Here is a 16,035-nt window from a genome sequence, read left to right on the forward strand (position 1 = left end):
GCCACAAGGGCCCCCACTACGCAGAAGCGCGGAGGGTAGGCGCATAGGGGAGCTAAGAGGCCATAGAGGTAAAAACCAGGCCGGGCGGAGCCCGGCGGCATTTCCGGCGCACCGCAGTCCGGGGCGGCGTTACCCAGGCAAGTACAGCGCACATACCGCCAAATTGGGTGGGTAATCAGCCGGGGGCCGTCAGGCAAAGCATCGACACGCGCCGGCCGATACGGGCCGCAACCGCCTTCAAGTCTTGCCGCCATCGTACAACGTACCGCCGCCCGGCTCCATGGGGTTCCGGGGCCGTAGCCCCCAGTCCCAAGCAGGTAACGGGGAAGCAGCGCCGATCCCGGCCCGGTGGAAAAATCTTCGAAAAAAGAGATTCTTTTTTTAGTAGTATACGTTGCTTTTAAGGCAATTTTTTGGTATAATAAAGTGCTATTGATATTTTCCGAAAGAGGTGGTCTTTCCGTGAATTTCCCGGCCGATATCTGGCCCAAGGTGCTCTCCCTCATGGAGGGGGATATGACCGCCACCACGATCAACACCTGGTTTGACGACGCCACCCCCGTGGCGCTGGACGCCAACCGGTTTGTGCTCCACACCCCCTCCAACTTCAAGCGGGACATCATTGTGGCCCGCTATCTGCCCGTGATCCAAAAGGCGCTCCACGAGCTCTTCTCCGCCGACTTCGAGGTGGTAGTCCTGGGAGAGGGCGAGCTGGAGGACTTCGGCAAGAAAAAAACCGACGATGTCTTTCTGCCGGGCACCGAGGAGTACACCTTTGAGCGGTTCGTGGTGGGCGCGTCCAACAAATTCGCCCACGCGGCGGCCCAGGCGGTGGCCGAGCGGCCCGCCCAGACCTACAACCCCCTGTTCATCTACGGCGAGTCCGGCCTGGGCAAGACCCACCTGCTGTACGCCATCGCCCACAAGATCCACCAGAACCACCCGGACTACCGGATCGTCTATATTAAGGGCGACTCCTTCACCAACGAGCTCATCCAGGCCATCCGTGAGGGGCGCAACCCCGAATTCCGGGAGAAGTACCGCTCGGCGGATGTATTCCTCATGGACGACGTGCAGTTCATTGCCGGCCGCGAGTCCACCCAGGAGGAGATGTTTCACACCTTCAACACCCTGTACGAAGCGGGCCGACAGATCGTGTTCACCGCCGACCGGCCGCCCAAAGAGATGCTGCGGCTGGACGACCGGCTGCGCACCCGGTTTGAATGGGGCCTGCCCGTGGACATCCAGCCCCCCGACTACGAGACCCGGGTAGCCATCATCAAAAACAAGGCCATCCGGCGCGGCATGAACCTGCCCGACCCGGTGCTCCAGTATATCGCGGAGAACATCACCTCCAACGTGCGGCAGATCGAGGGCACGGTCAACAAAATCCTCGCCTTCCAGGAGCTGATGGGGGAGAGCGTGGACGTGGACACCGTCACCCGGGCGGTGCGGGACATGTTCAAGGACAAGGCCGACTTCCTGCCCTCGCCGGACATCATCATCGACGAGGTGAGCAAGTTCTACAACATCGACGCCGACGCCCTCCGGGGGCAGGGCCGCACCAAGGACACCGCCCTGGCCCGGCAGATCGCCATGTACCAGATCCGCCGCATGACCAACCTCTCCCTCAAGGAGATCGGCAAGGAGTTCGAAGGCCGCGACCACACCACCGTCATGCACTCCATTGACCGAATCGAGAAGCTGACCAAAACCAACCCGGAGATTGCCGAGGTCATCAAGGACATCAACGCCAACATCAACGCCCGCTACGAATAATCGACCGTTCTGTCCACATTTCCACGGCGTTTTGTGAAGATGTGGACAACCCTGTGTGGAAAAACCCGTCCCTTCGTCCTCATCGGTGGAAAGGCGACAAAAACATCCCCACCCCCTGTGGAAACGGGATCCCTTCCCCCGCAACGGGTTCCGCCGTTTTTCCACATCATTTTCCCCTACGACTTACTATTACGATCTCATTCTCCCCTTTCTCCGGGGATCCACGCACACTCACTACAAAATGGAGGTCACCAATCATGAAATTTTCCTGCGAAAAAGCTCTGCTACAGGCCGCCATCTCCACCACATCCAGAGCAGTATCTCCCAAAAGCTCCATTCCCGCTCTGGAAGGGATTCTGCTGGAGGCCGGCAGCGACCTCCGCCTCACCGGCTACAACCTGGAGACCGGCATCCGCACCATTGTCCCTGCCGACATCCGGGAGGAAGGCACTCTGGTGCTGGGCGCACGCCTGTTTGGTGAAATTGTCCGCAAGCTGCCCGACGACATCGTCACCTTTCAATCAGAAAACTATATGGTCAACATCAAGTGTGGTATGAGCGAATTCAACATTCTGGGCACCGATCCGGAAGAATTCCCCGAGCTGCCCACCGTAGAATACCAAAATTCCCTGATTCTACCGCAATCCAGGCTAAAAGCCATGATCAGCCAAACCCTTTTCGCCGTCAGCGACAACGAAAGCCGCCCCATCCACACCGGCTCCCTGTTTGAGGTGGACAGCGAGGGGCTGACCATCGTGTCGGTGGACGGCTACCGCCTGGCCCTCCGCCACGAGTCCATCGACAAGAAGGAGGGAGCGGAGACCTTCTCTTTCGTAGTGCCCGGCGCGGCCCTGTCCGAAGTGGAAAAAATTTGCAGCGACGTGGACGAGCCGGCCTCCGTCACCCAGGGCGCCCGCCACGTGATGTTCAAGGTGGGGGACACCATGCTGGTGTCCCGCCGGCTGGAGGGCGAATTCCTGGCCTACCGCCAGGCCATCCCCCGCAACAACACCATTCATGTGGAGGGGGAGACCCGCGCCCTGCTCTCCTCCATCGACCGCGTGTCCCTCATCATCAGCGACAAGCTGAAAAGTCCCCTGCGCTGCGTATTTGACAGCAATCTGCTGAAGATCTCCACCAAGACCGCCATCGGCGACGCCTACGACGAGTGTCCCCTCAGCGGCGACGGCGGCGGACTGGAGATCGGCTTCAACAACAAGTACCTGATGGACGCCCTCAAGGCCGCCCCGGCGGACAAGGTGCGGCTGGAGCTGACCACCGGCGTGTCCCCCTGCGTCATCCTGCCCACCGAGGGGGAGGAGAACTTCCTCTACATGGTGCTGCCCGTGCGGCTGAAGGCGGGCGAGTGAGCATGGAGATCAAGCCCTACCTTCGCCGGCCCCAGTTCTACGAGACCGACGGCATGAGCATCATCTGGCACGGCAATTACGTCCGCTGGATGGAGGAGGCCCGCACCGATTTTATGGATCAGCTCGGCTTCCCCTACGCCAGGGCGGTGGAGGCGGGCATCGACTTCGCCCTGACGGACATTTCCTGCAAATACCGGGCCATGACCCGCTTCGGCGAGGAGCTGGCCATCACGGTATCCATCCGTCGCCTGTCCCCGGCCAAGCTGGAGCTGGGCTACGAGATGCGGGAGGCGTCCACCGGGGAGCTGAAGGCGGAGGGCACCTCCGGCCACTTCTTCTATGACCGGGCCAAGGGCCGGCCGGTGGCGCTGAAAAAGGCCCTGCCGGAGGTCTACCGGCTGCTGGAGGCCCTCACCACCCCTGACTGAGAGAGGAACGAACTATGGAACAACGGCAAGTCAAAATCACCACGGAATTCATCAAGCTGGACGCCCTGCTCAAGTTTGAGGGGCTGACGGGCACCGGCGGGGAGGCCAAGGAGCGTATACAGGACGGCGAGGTGCTGGTCAATGGCGAGATCTGCACCATGCGGGGCCGGAAAATCCGCCCCGGCGACACCGTTTTGCTGGACGGCGTGACACTGAAAGTGGTATGATTGTCCACTCCATTGCCCTGGATTTTTTTCGCAACTACGTCCACCTTGACGCCCGTTTTTCCCCGGAGGTCAACGTCATCTACGGCGAGAACGCCCAGGGAAAGACCAATCTGCTGGAGGCGGTGGCCTATCTGTCCACCGCCTCCTCCCACCGGGCCCGGTACGACCGGGAGCTCATCCAGTTCGGCGTGGACCATGCTTTTGTGAAGGCGGAGGTATCCGCCCGTGGGCGGGACTTCACCCTGGAGGCCCGTCTGGGCCGGGGGGTGCGGCGGCAGCTCTACTCCAACGGGGTGCGCCTCAAGTCCGCCGGGGAGCTGTCCGGCGTGCTCAACACCGTGCTCTTCTGCCCGGAGGACCTCTACCTCATCCGGGAGGGAGCGGCTACCCGGCGGCGCTTCCTGGACGGGTGTATCTGCCAGCTCCGGCCCAAGTACGCCGAGGCCCTGGCGGAGTATCGCCGCCTTTACGAGCATAAGGTCCGCATACTCCGGGACTGGGAGGAGCACCCCTCCCTGCTGGACACCCTGGACGAGTTCAACCTGCGCATGGCCCAGACCGGGGCCCTGCTGATCCACTACCGGGCCCACTTCGTCAAGCGCCTGCGGGAGGTGACACCCCCCATCCATCTGGACTTTTCCGGCGGGCGGGAGGAGCTGGGCCTGGCCTATGAGACGGTATCCACCGTCACCGACCCGGAGGACAGCCCCCGGAGTATCCTCCCCCAGCTTTTGGCCCATCAGGAGAGCCACCGGAAGGCGGAGCTGGAGTCCCGCCAGTGCCTCTCCGGCCCCCACAAGGACGATCTCACCGTGGAGCTGAACGGCATGAGCGCCAAGACCTTCGCCTCCCAGGGGCAGACCCGCACCGCGGCGCTGTCCCTCAAGCTGGCCTCCCGGGAGATCTTTTATCAGGAGACCGGCGAGTGGCCGGTGCTGCTGCTGGACGATGTGCTCAGCGAACTGGACGCCCGGCGGCAGGAGTTCGTGCTCCGGCGCATCAACGGCGGGCAGGTGTTCATCACCTGCTGTGAGGACGCCCGGCTGGAGGGGCTGGAGGAGGGGAAGGTCTTCCACATTCACGGCGGGGCGCTGAAGCCATAGGGGAAGGTGTCCGTACCCCCTGCCCATATAGGGCGGGATAACGGCGGCCCGTGCAATCCTTCATTCCACACATGGACGCATCCAAGGAGAAGCATATGCCCATTATTATCGGTATCTTTTGTGCGCTGCCCTTTCTGGCGGGGCTGATTGCAGAATATCTGGTGTGCCGGCTGACCCGGCGGCGTTGGTGGAAGCTGCTTCCCCCGGCGGCGGCCGTCGCGCTGACGGCTGCGGTGGCTGTGGGGCGGGCCGGAGTTTGGGAGTCCGACCAGTCTCCGCTGACCCAACTGCTCTTTGTGCCGGGATTGCCGGCGCTGTTTGCCCTTCTGGGCCTGTTGGCGGGCTGGCGGCTGTGGAAACGGCTGTGGGGCCCGCGGGTGGTAAAGGATAAGGGGGCTCGCTGAATGTATCTGCATCTGGGCCAGGGCGTTGTGGTACCCTACCGGGACGTGCTCGCCCTATTTGATCTGGACAACACCAGCGCCTCCCACCTGACCCGCAGGTTTCTGGAGCGGGCCGAGCAGGCCGGCCGGGTGGTCAACGTGGCGGAGGATCTGCCAAAGTCCTTCGTCCTCTGCCGCCCGGCGGGCGGGGAGGCCACCGTCTATCTCTCCCAGTTGTCCACCGCCACGCTGCTCCGGCGGGCGGAGAACAACAGCTTCGAATAAACAACCCAAACGGGCCGCCGGAGGCGGCTCCTGCGGCGGGGCCGCTGGGGCGGCCCCTGGCCGCCCGGATATCCCAATGGAGGTTTTCAAATGTCTGAAGAATTCGAGAACAGCACTACCCAGGTGGAGCACGAGTACGGCGGCTCTGAGATCCAGGTGCTGGAGGGCCTGGAGGCCGTCCGCAAGCGCCCTGGCATGTATATCGGCTCCACGTCGGAGAGCGGCCTGCACCACCTGGTGTACGAGATCGTGGACAACTCCATCGACGAGGCCCTGGCCGGCTACTGCGACGAGATTACCGTCAAAATCGGAGAGGGGGACATCATCACCGTTATCGACAACGGCCGCGGGATTCCCGTGGATATCCAGCCCCAGACCGGCCTGCCCGCCCTGGAGGTGGTGTTTACGATCCTCCACGCCGGCGGCAAATTCGGCGGCGGCGGCTATAAGGTGTCCGGCGGCCTCCATGGCGTGGGCGCCAGCGTGGTCAACGCCCTGTCCGAGTGGCTGGAAGTGCGGGTTCACAAGGAGGGCAAGGTCTACGAGATGAAGTTCTCCCGGGGCAAGGTGACCCAGCCCATGCAGGTGGTGGGGGACACCGACCGCCACGGCACCGAGGTGGTGTTCAAGCCCGACCCCGAGATGTTTGAGATCACCGAGTACAGCTACGACACCCTCCACACCCGCATGCGGGAGGAGGCCTTCCTCAACGCCGGACTGAAAATTCATACCATTGATGAGCGCCCCGGCCGGGAGCAGGAGGACACCATGCACTACGCCGGCGGCATCCGGGAGTTTGTGTCCTTCCTCAACCAGTCCAAAGACCCGGTCCACCCCGATGTGGTCTACATGGCGGGACAGAAGGACGACGCCATGGCGGAGGTGGCCTTCCAGTACAACGACGGGTACAGCGAGAACATCGTCTCCTTCGCCAACAACGTCCACACCCCGGAGGGCGGCATGCACGAGGAGGGCTTCAAGCGGGCCCTGACCACGGTGCTCAATAATTACGGCAAGAAGATGAAGATTCTCAAGGACGATGACAAGGTATCCGGCGAAGACTGCCGGGAGGGCATCGCCTGCGTCATTTCCGTCAAGCTGACCGAGGCCCAGTTCGAGGGCCAGACCAAGGCCAAGCTGGGCAACAGCGAGATCCGCACCCTGGTCAACAACATTGTCACCGACAAGCTCTCCGAGTATCTGGAGGAGAACCCGGCGGTGGGCCGCGCCATTCTGGACAAGGCCCTCATGGCCAACCGGGCCCGGGAGGCCGCCCGCAAGGCCCGCGAGTCCATCCGCCGCAAGACCGCCCTGGGCGGAGCCGCTATGCCGGACAAGCTGCGGGACTGCAACGAGGTCAACCCGGAGCTCACCGAGCTCTACATCGTCGAGGGCGACTCCGCCGGCGGCTCGGCCACCCAGGGCCGGGACTCCCGCTTCCAGGCCATCCTCCCCCTGTGGGGCAAGATGCTCAACGTGGAGAAGGCCCGGGCCGACAAGGTCTACGGCAACGACAAGCTCACCCCCGTCATCACCGCCCTGGGCGCGGGCATTGGGGACGACTTCGATCTGGAGAAGCTGCGCTACCACAAGGTCATCATCATGGCCGATGCCGACGTGGACGGCTCCCACATCCGCACGCTCCTGCTCACCTTCTTTTTCCGCTTCATGCGGCCCCTCATTGAGCATGGCTATGTCTACGCCGCCGTGCCCCCCCTGTTCAAGCTCAGCCGCGGCAAGACCACCCGCCTGGCCTTCTCCGAGGAGGAGCGGGACGCCATCTCCGCCGAGCTGCGGGGGGACAATCCCAACGCCAAGGTGGACATCTCCCGGTTCAAGGGCCTGGGTGAGATGAACCCCCATGAGCTGTGGGAAACCACCATGGACCCGGAGCGGCGCACCCTCAAGCGCATCGAGCTGGACGACGCTGTCCGGGCCGACCAGACCTTCACCGTCCTCATGGGGGAGAAGGTGGAGCCCCGCAAGGAGTTCATCGAGCGCAACGCCAAGTACGCCGTCAACCTGGACTATTAAGGGATTGGGGAACGGACAACGTGGCCGGAACGCGTATCGTAGGGGCCGATGCCCACATCGGCCTGACGTTCCGGTGCCGCCCAGGCAACAAAAATGGGCGGATGAAGGCATCCGCCCCTACAAAGGAAAAAATCGCCGGGAACAGCGAAACGCCCACCCGCAATTTGTGGGGGGGGCCCTTGCGGCCGCCCGCCGTGAACCACCCTATCACGAAGATTGTGAGGCAGATACATGAGTAAAAAGCCACAGTATGATCCGGAGGAAATCCGGTTTCCAGACCAGAAGATAGAGACCTCCTATCTGGTGCACGAGATGGAGCAGAGCTACATCGAGTACGCCATGAGCGTCATCGTGGGCCGGGCGCTGCCCGACGTGCGGGACGGCCTGAAGCCGGTCCACCGGCGCATCCTCTACGCCATGTATGAGGATAATCTGACCGCGGACAAGCCCTTCAAGAAGTCGGCCACCTGCGTGGGCGACGTGCTGGGCCGCTACCACCCCCATGGCGACGCTTCGGTGTACGACGCCCTGGTGCGCCTGGCCCAGGATTTCTCCATGCGCTACCCCCTGGTGGACGGCCACGGAAACTTCGGCTCCATCGACGGCGATCCCCCGGCCGCCTACCGTTACACCGAGGCCCGCATGGCCAAGATCTCCGACGAGATGCTGCGGGAGATCGAGAAGGACACGGTGGACTGGGACCCGAACTTCGACGAGAGCCGGAAGGAACCCCGGGTACTGCCCTCCCGGTTCCCCAATCTGCTGGTCAACGGCTCCTCCGGCATCGCCGTGGGCATGGCCACCAATATTCCGCCCCACAACCTGCGGGAAGTGATCAATGCCACGATCTGCGTGCTGGACAACCCGGAGGCGGAGCTGTCCGACCTGATGGAGCACGTGAAGGGCCCCGACTTCCCCACCAGGGGGATCATCATGGGCCGCTCCGGCATCCGGGCGGCCTACGCCACCGGCCGGGGCCGGGTGTGCGTCCGGGCCCGCACCGAGTTTGAGGAGTTCGGCAACAACCGTACCCGCATCATCGTCACAGAGATCCCCTACCAGGTCAACAAGCGCATGCTCATCAAAAATATGGCCGACCAGGTGGAGGACAAGCGGCTGGAGGGCATCTCCGACATCCGGGATGAGTCCGACCGCAACGGCATGCGGGTGGTCATCGAGCTCAAGCGGGACGCCAATCCCCAGGTGGTGCTCAACCGCCTGTTTGCACAGACCCAGCTCCAGACCACCTTCGCCATCAATATGCTGGCCCTGGTGCAGTCCGGCGGCCAGCCCCAGCCCAAGATCCTCTCCCTGCGCCACATCCTGGACGAGTACATCGCCTTCCAGGAGGAGGTCATCGTCCGCCGCACCCGCTACGATCTGCGCAAGGCCCAGGAGCGGGCCCATCTGCTGGAGGGCCTGCTGATTGCCGAGGACAACATTGACGCGGTAATCCAGACCATCCGGGAGAGCTACGACGACGCCAAGGAGAACCTGATGAACCGCTTCGGCCTCAGCGACGTGCAGGCCCAGGCCATCCTGGACATGCAGCTCAAGCGGCTCCAGGGGCTGGAGAAGGAGAAGCTGCAAAACGAATACAAGGAGCTGGAGGCGCGCATCGCCTACTTCAATGAGCTGCTCTCCAGTGAGGAGAAGATCCGTGGCGTGCTCAAGGACGAGCTTACCGCCATCCGGGACAGGTACGGCGACGACCGGGTGACCGAGATCCAGGACGTGGAGGACGAGATCGACATCGAGGATCTCATCGAGGAGGAGGAGTGCGTCTTCACCCTCACCGCCGGCGGCTACATCAAGCGCACCGCCGCCTCCACCTACAAGGCCCAGCGCCGGGGCGGCAAGGGCATTACCGCCATGTCCACCAAGGAGGAGGACTATGTGGACACCGTGTTCACCGCCTCCACCCACGATTTCATCCTCTTTTTCACCAACAAGGGCAGGGTCCACCGCAAAAAGGGCTATCAGATCCCCGAGGCGGGCCGCACCGCCCGGGGCACCAACCTGGTCAATGTGCTGCCCATCGAGCAGGATGAAAAGGTCACCGCCATGATCCACCTGCGGGAATTCCCCGAGGACCGCTATCTGGTGATGGTCACCCGCAGCGGCACCGTCAAGCGCATCCAGCTCTCCTCCATCTACACTGCACGCAAGGCGGGCATCCGCTGCATCACCCTGGACGAGGGGGATGAGCTCATCTGCGTGCGGGAGACCGACGGCGACCAGGCCATCCTGATCGTCACCCACGACGGCATGGCCATCTGCTTTAAGGAGACCGACGTGCGCTGCATGGGCCGTGACGCCGCCGGCGTCCGGGGCATCAACCTGCGCCCCGGCGACTACGTGGTGGGGGCCGCCCGGGCCAAGCGGGACCACCAGGTGTTGATGATCACCGAAAACGGCTACGGCAAGCGCACCGACATGGACGAGTATATCCGCGCCGACGGGCCCCAGAAGCGGGGCGGATTTGGCCTGAAGGGCTATAATGTCACCGAGAAAACCGGTCCAGTGGTGGGGGTCAAGGTGGTCAGCGACGGGGACGACGTGCTGGTGATCAACGATGCCGGCGTGATCATCCGCATGGCGGCCGCCGGCATCTCCACCTACGGCCGCACCGCCCAGGGCGTCAAGATCATGAATTTGGAGGAGGGGGTCAAGGTGATCTCCTTCGCCCGTACCGACCACGAGGAGGAAGAGGAGGCCGCTGAGGGGGATTCCCCTGCCGTTGGTACAGAGGAGGAGTAAGCCATGCGCCGCAGACGCGTCACTTACCGCCCCAGCAAGAGCCAGGCCGTGTTTGGCGGCGTGGTTGGCATCATCTTTGTATGCATCGGCCTGTTCTTGGTCATTCCCACGTTTGGACTGTTCGGTATTCTGTGGACCCTCATTGCCGCCGGTATCACCGGTATGAACTTTTATCAGGCCTTCGGTAGGGGCTATGTGGGACCAGAAATTCATATAGAGGATGAAAACGGTGAAAAAAGCGGCGGCCTTGAGGAACGCCTACGTCAACTCCAGACCCTCTACGAACAGGGATTGATCACCCAGGAGGAGTACGACCAGAGGCGGCGGGCCATCCTGGAGGATTTGTAAAAGGGTCTCTCTTTCCGCTGTCCATGACCGGAGGAGGATTCCTCTGCCCAGGCGGATCAATAAGGCCTTCCCCTGGGGGAAGGTGCCCCGCAGGGGCGGATGAGGGGAAGGTGGGGCGACATACAGGGTGAGAAAGCGCCGTGCGCCTTTGCGCAGCGGCTTCGGAAACATGCCGCGAGAGAGGAAAATCATCTTTGGTATGACTTTCTGCGGGCGTATCCGGTCCCATTCCACCGGCAAAAGGTATTTGGCCCCTATATTGTGGATTTTTACTGCCATAAAGTCAGGCTTGTTGTAGAGCTGGACGGCGGGCAGCATTATGAGCGTGAGAGACAGAAGGCGGATCTCACACAAACCGGGTAGTTGCGGGATGTGTGGAAGCTCAATGTTCTGCGCTTTCCAAATACGGAGATCAAAGGAAAGTTTGAAGGTGTGTGTAAAGCCGTTCACTTGGCGGTTGAAGGGGCGTTCCCCTCATCCGTCACGGCTGCACCGTGCCACCTTTCCCGAGGGGAAGGCCATAGGAGATTTATGAAAACAGTCACGATCTATACCGACGGGGCGTGCTCGGGCAATCCGGGCCCCGGGGGGTGGGGGGCTATCCTGCAATACGGGGAGTTCCGCAAGGAGCTCTCCGGCGGGGAGCCCCACACCACCAACAACCGGATGGAGCTTACTGGCGTCATCACTGCCTTGGAGGCGCTGAAGGAGCCCTGTGAGGTGGAGCTCTACTCCGATTCCAAGTACGTCATTGACGCCCTGCAGAAGGGCTGGGCCAAGGGCTGGAGGGCCCGTGGGTGGATCAAGTCGGACAAGAAGCCGGCCCTTAACCCCGACCTGTGGGAGCGGCTTCTCGCGCTGTGCGAGCGCCACACCGTCCGTCTCCACTGGGTCAAGGGCCACGCGGATAATCCCCATAATAACCGCTGTGACGAGCTGGCGGTTGCGGAGAGCAGAAAATATAAATAAGCCCTTGGGGCCCCGCTCTAGCGGGGCGGCGCTTGCGCCGTACATAACACTTCATGTGCACAGGGCGCGCCACGAAACGGTGCAAAGGCTCAGGCACATGAAGTGTTTGCGCATGTGGGCCGTACCGGCCTACGCGCTGTCATCCCATGGCCGTGCCGCTGTAAGCGGGCACATGGCCAATTCTGCGATGCTTTTGCATAGCAAATAAAGCGGGGCTTCCGCCAGTTGGGGGTCAATCCCCCCGGACAGCGTATTGCGTTACGGCCACCGCAGGGACGGCCCTTGTGGCCGCCCGCCGTTTTTCAGAGGAGGACATGATGAAAATTGCCATTGTATATGCCAGCGAGACGGGCAACACCGCCCAGACTGCCCAGGCCATCCGCGAGGGATGTCAGGGCCATGAGATTGTGGCCTTCGGCCCGCTGCCCAGGGACGTGGGGGAGGCGGAGCTGATCTTTGTGGGCTCCTGGACGGACAAGGGCACCTGTGCCCCGGTGGTAAAGGAGTTTTTGCAGGGACTCCACGGGAAGCGGGTGGCCCTGTTCGGCACGGCGGGTTTTGGCCTGTCTGAGATGTATTTTGCCTCTCTCTCCGACCGGTTCCGGGCGGAGGTGCCGGAGGAAAATCAGGTGTTGGGTACCTGGTTCTGTCCGGGGCGGATGCCCCCTGCCGTCCGGGCCCGGTATGAGACTCAGCTCAAGGAGAAGCCAGGCGACGCCCGGCTGGAAAACATGCTCCGGGCCTATGACCAGGCCCTGTCCCACCCCGACGGGACGGACCTGGCGGATGCGCGGGCCTTTGCCGCCGCTATGCTGGCCAAATAAAAAAGAGCTCCGCCATATGGCGGAGCTCCTTTTTTGCATTTAAAGGGTGCGGATGGGACGGCAGGGGTTGCCGACGGCCACAACCCCCTCGGGAATGTCATGGACCACCACGCTGCCCCCGCCGATGACGGCGCGGCTGCCGATGGTGACGCCGGGCAGAACGGTGACGCCCCCGCCGATCCAAACGCTGTCCCCCACGGTGATGGGCTTGGCGTACTCCAGCTCCTCGTCCCGGAGGGTGTGGTCCAGGGGGTGGGCGGCGGTGTAGAAGCCGCAGTTGGGGGCCACCATGACGTTGTCGCCGAAGGTGATGGGGGCGCAGTCCAGCATCACGCAGTTGTAGTTGCAGAAGAAGTTCTCGCCGATGGTGATGTGCCGGCCGTAGTCGCACCAGAAGGTGGATTTGATGGTGAAGTGTTCGCCGGTCCGGCCCAGAAGCTGCTGCAGCAGGGCGCGGGCCTCCTCCTTCTGATTGGGGTTGAGCTGGTTGAGGGCGTGGCAGAGCTCCATGGCCGTCCGGTGCATGGCCTGGAGCTCGCCGTCCTGGGCGTTGTAGAGCTGGCCGCCCAGCATTTTCTGATATTCCGTCATAGCAAATCACCTCAAACAAACGGGCGGGCGCATACAGCGCCCACCCGTCTCATGCCGGTCAGGATTCCGGTTTCGGGCCTTGGGGCCTGTCGCCCTTGGGCTTGCCCCGGTAGCGGCGGCGGTGGGGGCGCTTTTTCTCACCGGTGGGAGGGGCCGCTGTCCCATCGGAGGCCGGGGATGGTGCGGCGGGCGCCTTGGGCTGCTTTTCCGGCCGGAGCGGACGCTGCTGCTCCCCCTTTTGCTTCTGCCTGGGGGGCTGAGTCTGCCTGCCCTCCTCGGCGGGCTTTTTGGCGGCGGGCTCGGCGGACGGCCTGCTCCCGCCCCGGCCCCGGCGGCCCCGGCCGCGGGGGCGGCGCTCCCCTCCCTCGGCGGGCTTCTCCGGCTCGGCGGGGGCGACGCCCAGGCCGCTGAGGGCGGCATCCACGCTGCCCACCAGACTGCGGGGCTCCTCCGCAGGGGTGATCTTGCGCAGCTTGGCCAGCTCTTCCGGGGGAGGGGGCACATAGCCCTCGGGCAGTTTCCCCTTGCCGTTGCGGACCACGCAGATCTCGCAGTTGTGGAAACACTTGGGGGCCTCGGGCTGCTCCTCCAGCCGTACCTTCACGGTCTCCTTGAGCAGGTTGACCTGAGAGACGGTGCCCACCCCCTCCGGGGTCTCCACAAAGGACTCGTTCTTGGGCATGCGGCGCACCGCGTCCTCATAGGCCTCCTGCTCGTATTTCAGGCAGCACATGAGCCGTCCGCAGGTGCCCGAAATCTTGGTGGGGTTGAGGGACAGGTTCTGGGTTTTGGCCATCTTGATGGACACCGGCTGAAACTCGTCCAGGAAGGTGGCGCAGCAGAAGGGCTTGCCGCAGATGCCTAGGCCGCCCAGCATTTTGGCCTCGTCCCGGACGCCGATCTGCCGCAGCTCAATGCGGGCGTGGAATACCCCAGCCAGATCCTTGACCAGAGCGCGGAAGTCCACCCGCCCCTCGGAGGTGAAGAAAAAGAGGATCTTGTTCCCCTCAAAGTTGTACTCCACCTCCACCAGCTTCATATCCAGGCCATGGGCGGCGATCTTCTCCTGGCAGATGGAAAAGGCCCGCGCTTCCTTCTCACGGTTCTTCGCCACGGTGTCCAGATCCTTCTCGGTGGCCAGGCGGACCAGGGGGCGCAGCGGCTGTACCACCGCCTCGTCCTCCACCATGGTGTTGCCCTGGGTACACTCGCCGTACTCCAGGCCGCGGGAGGTCTCGATAATGACCCCCTGACCGGGGGCCACGGCCTGTCCATTGGGGTCAAAATAATACTGTTTGCCTCCGCTTTTGAAGCGGACGCCGATGATTTCGGTCATGATTACCTCCGCATCAGGTGTATGGGCGGGGTCGGGCCCGCCCGGTCATAGGGTGCTCAGTGCCGCCCCCAGCCAGCCGGCCAGGTGCCCGGCCCCCACATTGGAGCCGCAGGCGGCGCGCAGCCGCTCCAGCACGCCCACCGCCTGGGTGAGCTGCCGGGGGGAGAGGGCGCGGGCGGCGCGCTCCGCCGCCTCACGCCGGCGGGGGTCGGACTCCCGCAGGGTTCCGGCGGAGCAGACGAGGGCATCCCGCAGCAGGAGAACGCCCTCGTCCAGCAGGGCGCGCAGCTGCTCCCGGTCCCACTTCTCCAGGGCCACGCAGTGCTCCAGCAGGGCCAGCTCGTCACCGCCGTCCAGGCGGCGCACCAGCTCCAGCGCGCCGTCCAGGGCCTGGGTGTCGCCTGCGGCCTGTCCCTCCAGCTCGGCGGCTGCCCGGCCAAGCAGGCCCTCGCAGCGGTCGGCGGCGGCCTGCCGGGCCGCCTGGGGCTGGTCGGGGTAGTGCTCGTCCAGCCAGAGCTCCGCCTCCCGCTGGGTGACGGGGGAGAGGGGGAGATGCTCACACCGGGAGCGCACTGTGGGCAGCAGGGCGGCGGCGTTATCGGTGAGCAGGAGAAAGGCGGCGTAGGCCGGGCCCTCCTCCAGAAGCTTGAGCATGGCGTTCTGGGCGCTGGCGTTCATGGTCTGGGCGTTCTCCAGGATGTAGACCTTGCGTTCGGCCTCGTTGGGCCGGATGTAGGCGTCGGCGCGGAGGGCGCGCACCTGGGCCACGCTGATATCCTTCCCGTCGTCCCCCACCCGCACGATGTCGGGGTGGATGCCCCCCTCCGCCTTGCGGCAGCCGGCGCAGGACAGGCAGGGCAAAGCGCCGCCCCGGCGGTCGCACACCAGGGCGGCGGCCAGCAGGCCCGCCAGGGTCCGCTTGCCGGAGCCCGCCGGGCCGCTGAGGATGTACGCGTGGGAGAGGCCCCGCCGGGCCGTCTCCAGCTCCAGCTGCCGCTTCAGCGGGGCGTTGCCCGCCAGCCGGGTCAGGTTCATAAAGACTCAGACCCGCTCAAACCGCTCGATATCCACCACGAAGATGGTGGCGCCGCCCACCACGACCTCCACGGGCATGGAGGGGTAGTAGCCGTAGCTCATCTCGGTGGTGGTGGGGATCATTTGCTTGCGGCTGTGGGAATGCTCCCGGATGATGTCGATGACGGTCTGCACCTTCTCCTCGTCCACGCCGATGAGAATGGTCACGTTGCCCGCCATCAGAAAGCCGCCGGTGGTGGCCAGCTTGGTGGAGGAGAAGCCCTTCTTGGTCAGGGCCTGGGTGACGGTGTTGGCGTCATCGTGATTGATAATCGCAAGAATCAGTTTCATTGCTTTTCCCTCCTGAAGGAAAGACGCTCCTTTGCTCATTCTATGAGGCACACACAGGTTCGGAAACAACCTCAACGTCTTCCAGTGTATTATAACCTATTTGTTTCAAATAAGCGATAGTTTTTTTGCAAATTCGCTCCCCAGGCGCGAAAACAGGTACCCCGGGGGGATAGGGGGCCACCTGCTGGGCGCAGATGCGTCCCTCCGCGGCGGACAGGGGGAGGGAAATCCGG

At 63.5% G+C, this 16,035-nt stretch carries 18 protein-coding genes; 13 read left to right on the top strand and 5 right to left on the bottom strand.

Translation table 11 applies throughout. The features are described from left to right. Nucleotides 1-462 precede the first annotated feature (462 nt). From dnaA to bilS, 13 genes are all read left to right on the top strand, one after another. Nucleotides 463-1,779, top strand: coding sequence for a chromosomal replication initiator protein DnaA (gene dnaA, locus ACESY8_RS08675; protein ID WP_084462078.1), 1,317 nt, complete (start codon nt 463-465; stop codon nt 1,777-1,779). Between the two features lie 257 nt (nt 1,780-2,036). Next, on the top strand, nt 2,037-3,149 hold the full coding sequence (gene dnaN / locus ACESY8_RS08680; RefSeq protein ID WP_054338952.1) for a DNA polymerase III subunit beta: 1,113 nt from the start codon (nt 2,037-2,039) through the stop codon (nt 3,147-3,149). Between the two features lie 2 nt (nt 3,150-3,151). Continuing rightward, nucleotides 3,152-3,577, top strand: a complete 426-nt coding sequence (locus tag ACESY8_RS08685) for an acyl-CoA thioesterase (RefSeq protein WP_054338953.1) — start codon at nt 3,152-3,154, stop codon at nt 3,575-3,577. 14 nt (nt 3,578-3,591) lie between these two features. After that, complete coding sequence (locus tag ACESY8_RS08690) at nt 3,592-3,804, top strand: RNA-binding S4 domain-containing protein (protein ID WP_054338954.1); 213 nt, start codon at nt 3,592-3,594, stop codon at nt 3,802-3,804. Beyond that, nucleotides 3,801-4,907 (top strand): DNA replication/repair protein RecF, encoded by a 1,107-nt coding sequence (recF, locus tag ACESY8_RS08695; RefSeq protein ID WP_195306942.1) that lies wholly within the window; start codon nt 3,801-3,803, stop codon nt 4,905-4,907. The genes ACESY8_RS08690 and recF overlap by 4 nt, the downstream gene beginning before the upstream one ends. Before the next feature lie 95 nt (nt 4,908-5,002). Continuing rightward, nucleotides 5,003-5,311 carry a hypothetical protein gene (locus ACESY8_RS08700; RefSeq protein ID WP_009257122.1) on the top strand — a complete coding sequence of 103 codons (309 nt, stop codon included), beginning with the start codon at nt 5,003-5,005 and terminating at the stop codon, nt 5,309-5,311. Further along, nucleotides 5,312-5,575 (top strand): extracellular matrix regulator RemB, encoded by a 264-nt coding sequence (gene remB / locus ACESY8_RS08705; protein WP_054338955.1) that lies wholly within the window; start codon nt 5,312-5,314, stop codon nt 5,573-5,575. Nucleotides 5,576-5,665: 90 nt separating this feature from the next. After that, entirely contained in the window at nt 5,666-7,609 is a 1,944-nt protein-coding gene (gyrB, locus tag ACESY8_RS08710) for a DNA topoisomerase (ATP-hydrolyzing) subunit B (protein WP_009257121.1), read from the top strand. Nucleotides 7,610-7,840: 231 nt separating this feature from the next. Further along, on the top strand, nt 7,841-10,369 hold the full coding sequence (gene gyrA, locus ACESY8_RS08715) for a DNA gyrase subunit A (protein WP_055180259.1): 2,529 nt from the start codon (nt 7,841-7,843) through the stop codon (nt 10,367-10,369). A gap of 3 nt (nt 10,370-10,372) precedes the next feature. Next, nucleotides 10,373-10,717 carry an SHOCT domain-containing protein gene (locus ACESY8_RS08720; RefSeq protein WP_054338956.1) on the top strand — a complete coding sequence of 115 codons (345 nt, stop codon included), beginning with the start codon at nt 10,373-10,375 and terminating at the stop codon, nt 10,715-10,717. Nucleotides 10,718-10,816: 99 nt separating this feature from the next. Continuing rightward, nucleotides 10,817-11,080 carry a DUF559 domain-containing protein gene (locus ACESY8_RS08725; protein WP_070103844.1) on the top strand — a complete coding sequence of 88 codons (264 nt, stop codon included), beginning with the start codon at nt 10,817-10,819 and terminating at the stop codon, nt 11,078-11,080. A 168-nt stretch (nt 11,081-11,248) separates the two neighbouring features. After that, nucleotides 11,249-11,686, top strand: a complete 438-nt coding sequence (gene rnhA, locus ACESY8_RS08730) for a ribonuclease HI (RefSeq protein WP_024723929.1) — start codon at nt 11,249-11,251, stop codon at nt 11,684-11,686. A 317-nt stretch (nt 11,687-12,003) separates the two neighbouring features. After that, nucleotides 12,004-12,510, top strand: coding sequence for a flavodoxin family protein BilS (bilS, locus tag ACESY8_RS08735; protein WP_044938117.1), 507 nt, complete (start codon nt 12,004-12,006; stop codon nt 12,508-12,510). Between the two features lie 39 nt (nt 12,511-12,549). Here bilS and ACESY8_RS08740 read toward each other — a convergent pair whose 3' ends face one another. The 5 genes from ACESY8_RS08740 to ACESY8_RS08760 are packed head-to-tail and all read right to left on the bottom strand — an operon-like array spanning nt 12,550 to nt 16,031. Next, nucleotides 12,550-13,101, bottom strand: coding sequence for a sugar O-acetyltransferase (locus tag ACESY8_RS08740; protein WP_044938113.1), 552 nt, complete (start codon nt 13,099-13,101; stop codon nt 12,550-12,552). A gap of 58 nt (nt 13,102-13,159) precedes the next feature. Further along, nucleotides 13,160-14,437, bottom strand: a complete 1,278-nt coding sequence (locus ACESY8_RS08745) for a PSP1 domain-containing protein (protein ID WP_498794704.1) — start codon at nt 14,435-14,437, stop codon at nt 13,160-13,162. Nucleotides 14,438-14,482: 45 nt separating this feature from the next. Continuing rightward, entirely contained in the window at nt 14,483-15,472 is a 990-nt protein-coding gene (locus ACESY8_RS08750) for a DNA polymerase III subunit (RefSeq protein WP_044938106.1), read from the bottom strand. A 6-nt stretch (nt 15,473-15,478) separates the two neighbouring features. Further along, nucleotides 15,479-15,802 (bottom strand): cyclic-di-AMP receptor, encoded by a 324-nt coding sequence (locus ACESY8_RS08755; protein WP_009257112.1) that lies wholly within the window; start codon nt 15,800-15,802, stop codon nt 15,479-15,481. Between the two features lie 40 nt (nt 15,803-15,842). Continuing rightward, nucleotides 15,843-16,031: an Orn/Lys/Arg family decarboxylase gene (locus ACESY8_RS08760; protein WP_498794706.1), complete on the bottom strand. Its 189-nt coding sequence runs from the start codon at nt 16,029-16,031 to the stop codon at nt 15,843-15,845. Nucleotides 16,032-16,035 lie beyond the last annotated feature (4 nt).

It is taken from the genome of Clostridium sp. ATCC BAA-442, assembly GCF_964239415.1.
Taxonomy (GTDB): domain Bacteria; phylum Bacillota; class Clostridia; order Oscillospirales; family Oscillospiraceae; genus Flavonifractor; species Flavonifractor plautii.

Excerpts from the sequence above, each read along its gene's own strand:
- ACESY8_RS08720 (WP_054338956.1), top strand. The coding sequence starts at position 10,373 with ATGCGCCGCAGACGCGTCACTTACCGCCCCAGCAAGAGCCAGGCCGTG.
- ACESY8_RS08725 (WP_070103844.1), top strand. The coding sequence starts at position 10,817 with ATGAGGGGAAGGTGGGGCGACATACAGGGTGAGAAAGCGCCGTGCGCC.
- bilS (WP_044938117.1), top strand. The coding sequence starts at position 12,004 with ATGAAAATTGCCATTGTATATGCCAGCGAGACGGGCAACACCGCCCAG.
- rnhA (WP_024723929.1), top strand. The coding sequence starts at position 11,249 with ATGAAAACAGTCACGATCTATACCGACGGGGCGTGCTCGGGCAATCCG.
- ACESY8_RS08755 (WP_009257112.1), bottom strand. The coding sequence starts at position 15,802 with ATGAAACTGATTCTTGCGATTATCAATCACGATGACGCCAACACCGTC.
- ACESY8_RS08685 (WP_054338953.1), top strand. The coding sequence starts at position 3,152 with ATGGAGATCAAGCCCTACCTTCGCCGGCCCCAGTTCTACGAGACCGAC.
- gyrB (WP_009257121.1), top strand. The coding sequence starts at position 5,666 with ATGTCTGAAGAATTCGAGAACAGCACTACCCAGGTGGAGCACGAGTAC.
- remB (WP_054338955.1), top strand. The coding sequence starts at position 5,312 with ATGTATCTGCATCTGGGCCAGGGCGTTGTGGTACCCTACCGGGACGTG.
- ACESY8_RS08690 (WP_054338954.1), top strand. The coding sequence starts at position 3,592 with ATGGAACAACGGCAAGTCAAAATCACCACGGAATTCATCAAGCTGGAC.
- gyrA (WP_055180259.1), top strand. The coding sequence starts at position 7,841 with ATGAGTAAAAAGCCACAGTATGATCCGGAGGAAATCCGGTTTCCAGAC.
- ACESY8_RS08745 (WP_498794704.1), bottom strand. The coding sequence starts at position 14,437 with ATGACCGAAATCATCGGCGTCCGCTTCAAAAGCGGAGGCAAACAGTAT.
- dnaN (WP_054338952.1), top strand. The coding sequence starts at position 2,037 with ATGAAATTTTCCTGCGAAAAAGCTCTGCTACAGGCCGCCATCTCCACC.
- ACESY8_RS08740 (WP_044938113.1), bottom strand. The coding sequence starts at position 13,101 with ATGACGGAATATCAGAAAATGCTGGGCGGCCAGCTCTACAACGCCCAG.
- ACESY8_RS08700 (WP_009257122.1), top strand. The coding sequence starts at position 5,003 with ATGCCCATTATTATCGGTATCTTTTGTGCGCTGCCCTTTCTGGCGGGG.
- ACESY8_RS08750 (WP_044938106.1), bottom strand. The coding sequence starts at position 15,472 with ATGAACCTGACCCGGCTGGCGGGCAACGCCCCGCTGAAGCGGCAGCTG.
- recF (WP_195306942.1), top strand. The coding sequence starts at position 3,801 with ATGATTGTCCACTCCATTGCCCTGGATTTTTTTCGCAACTACGTCCAC.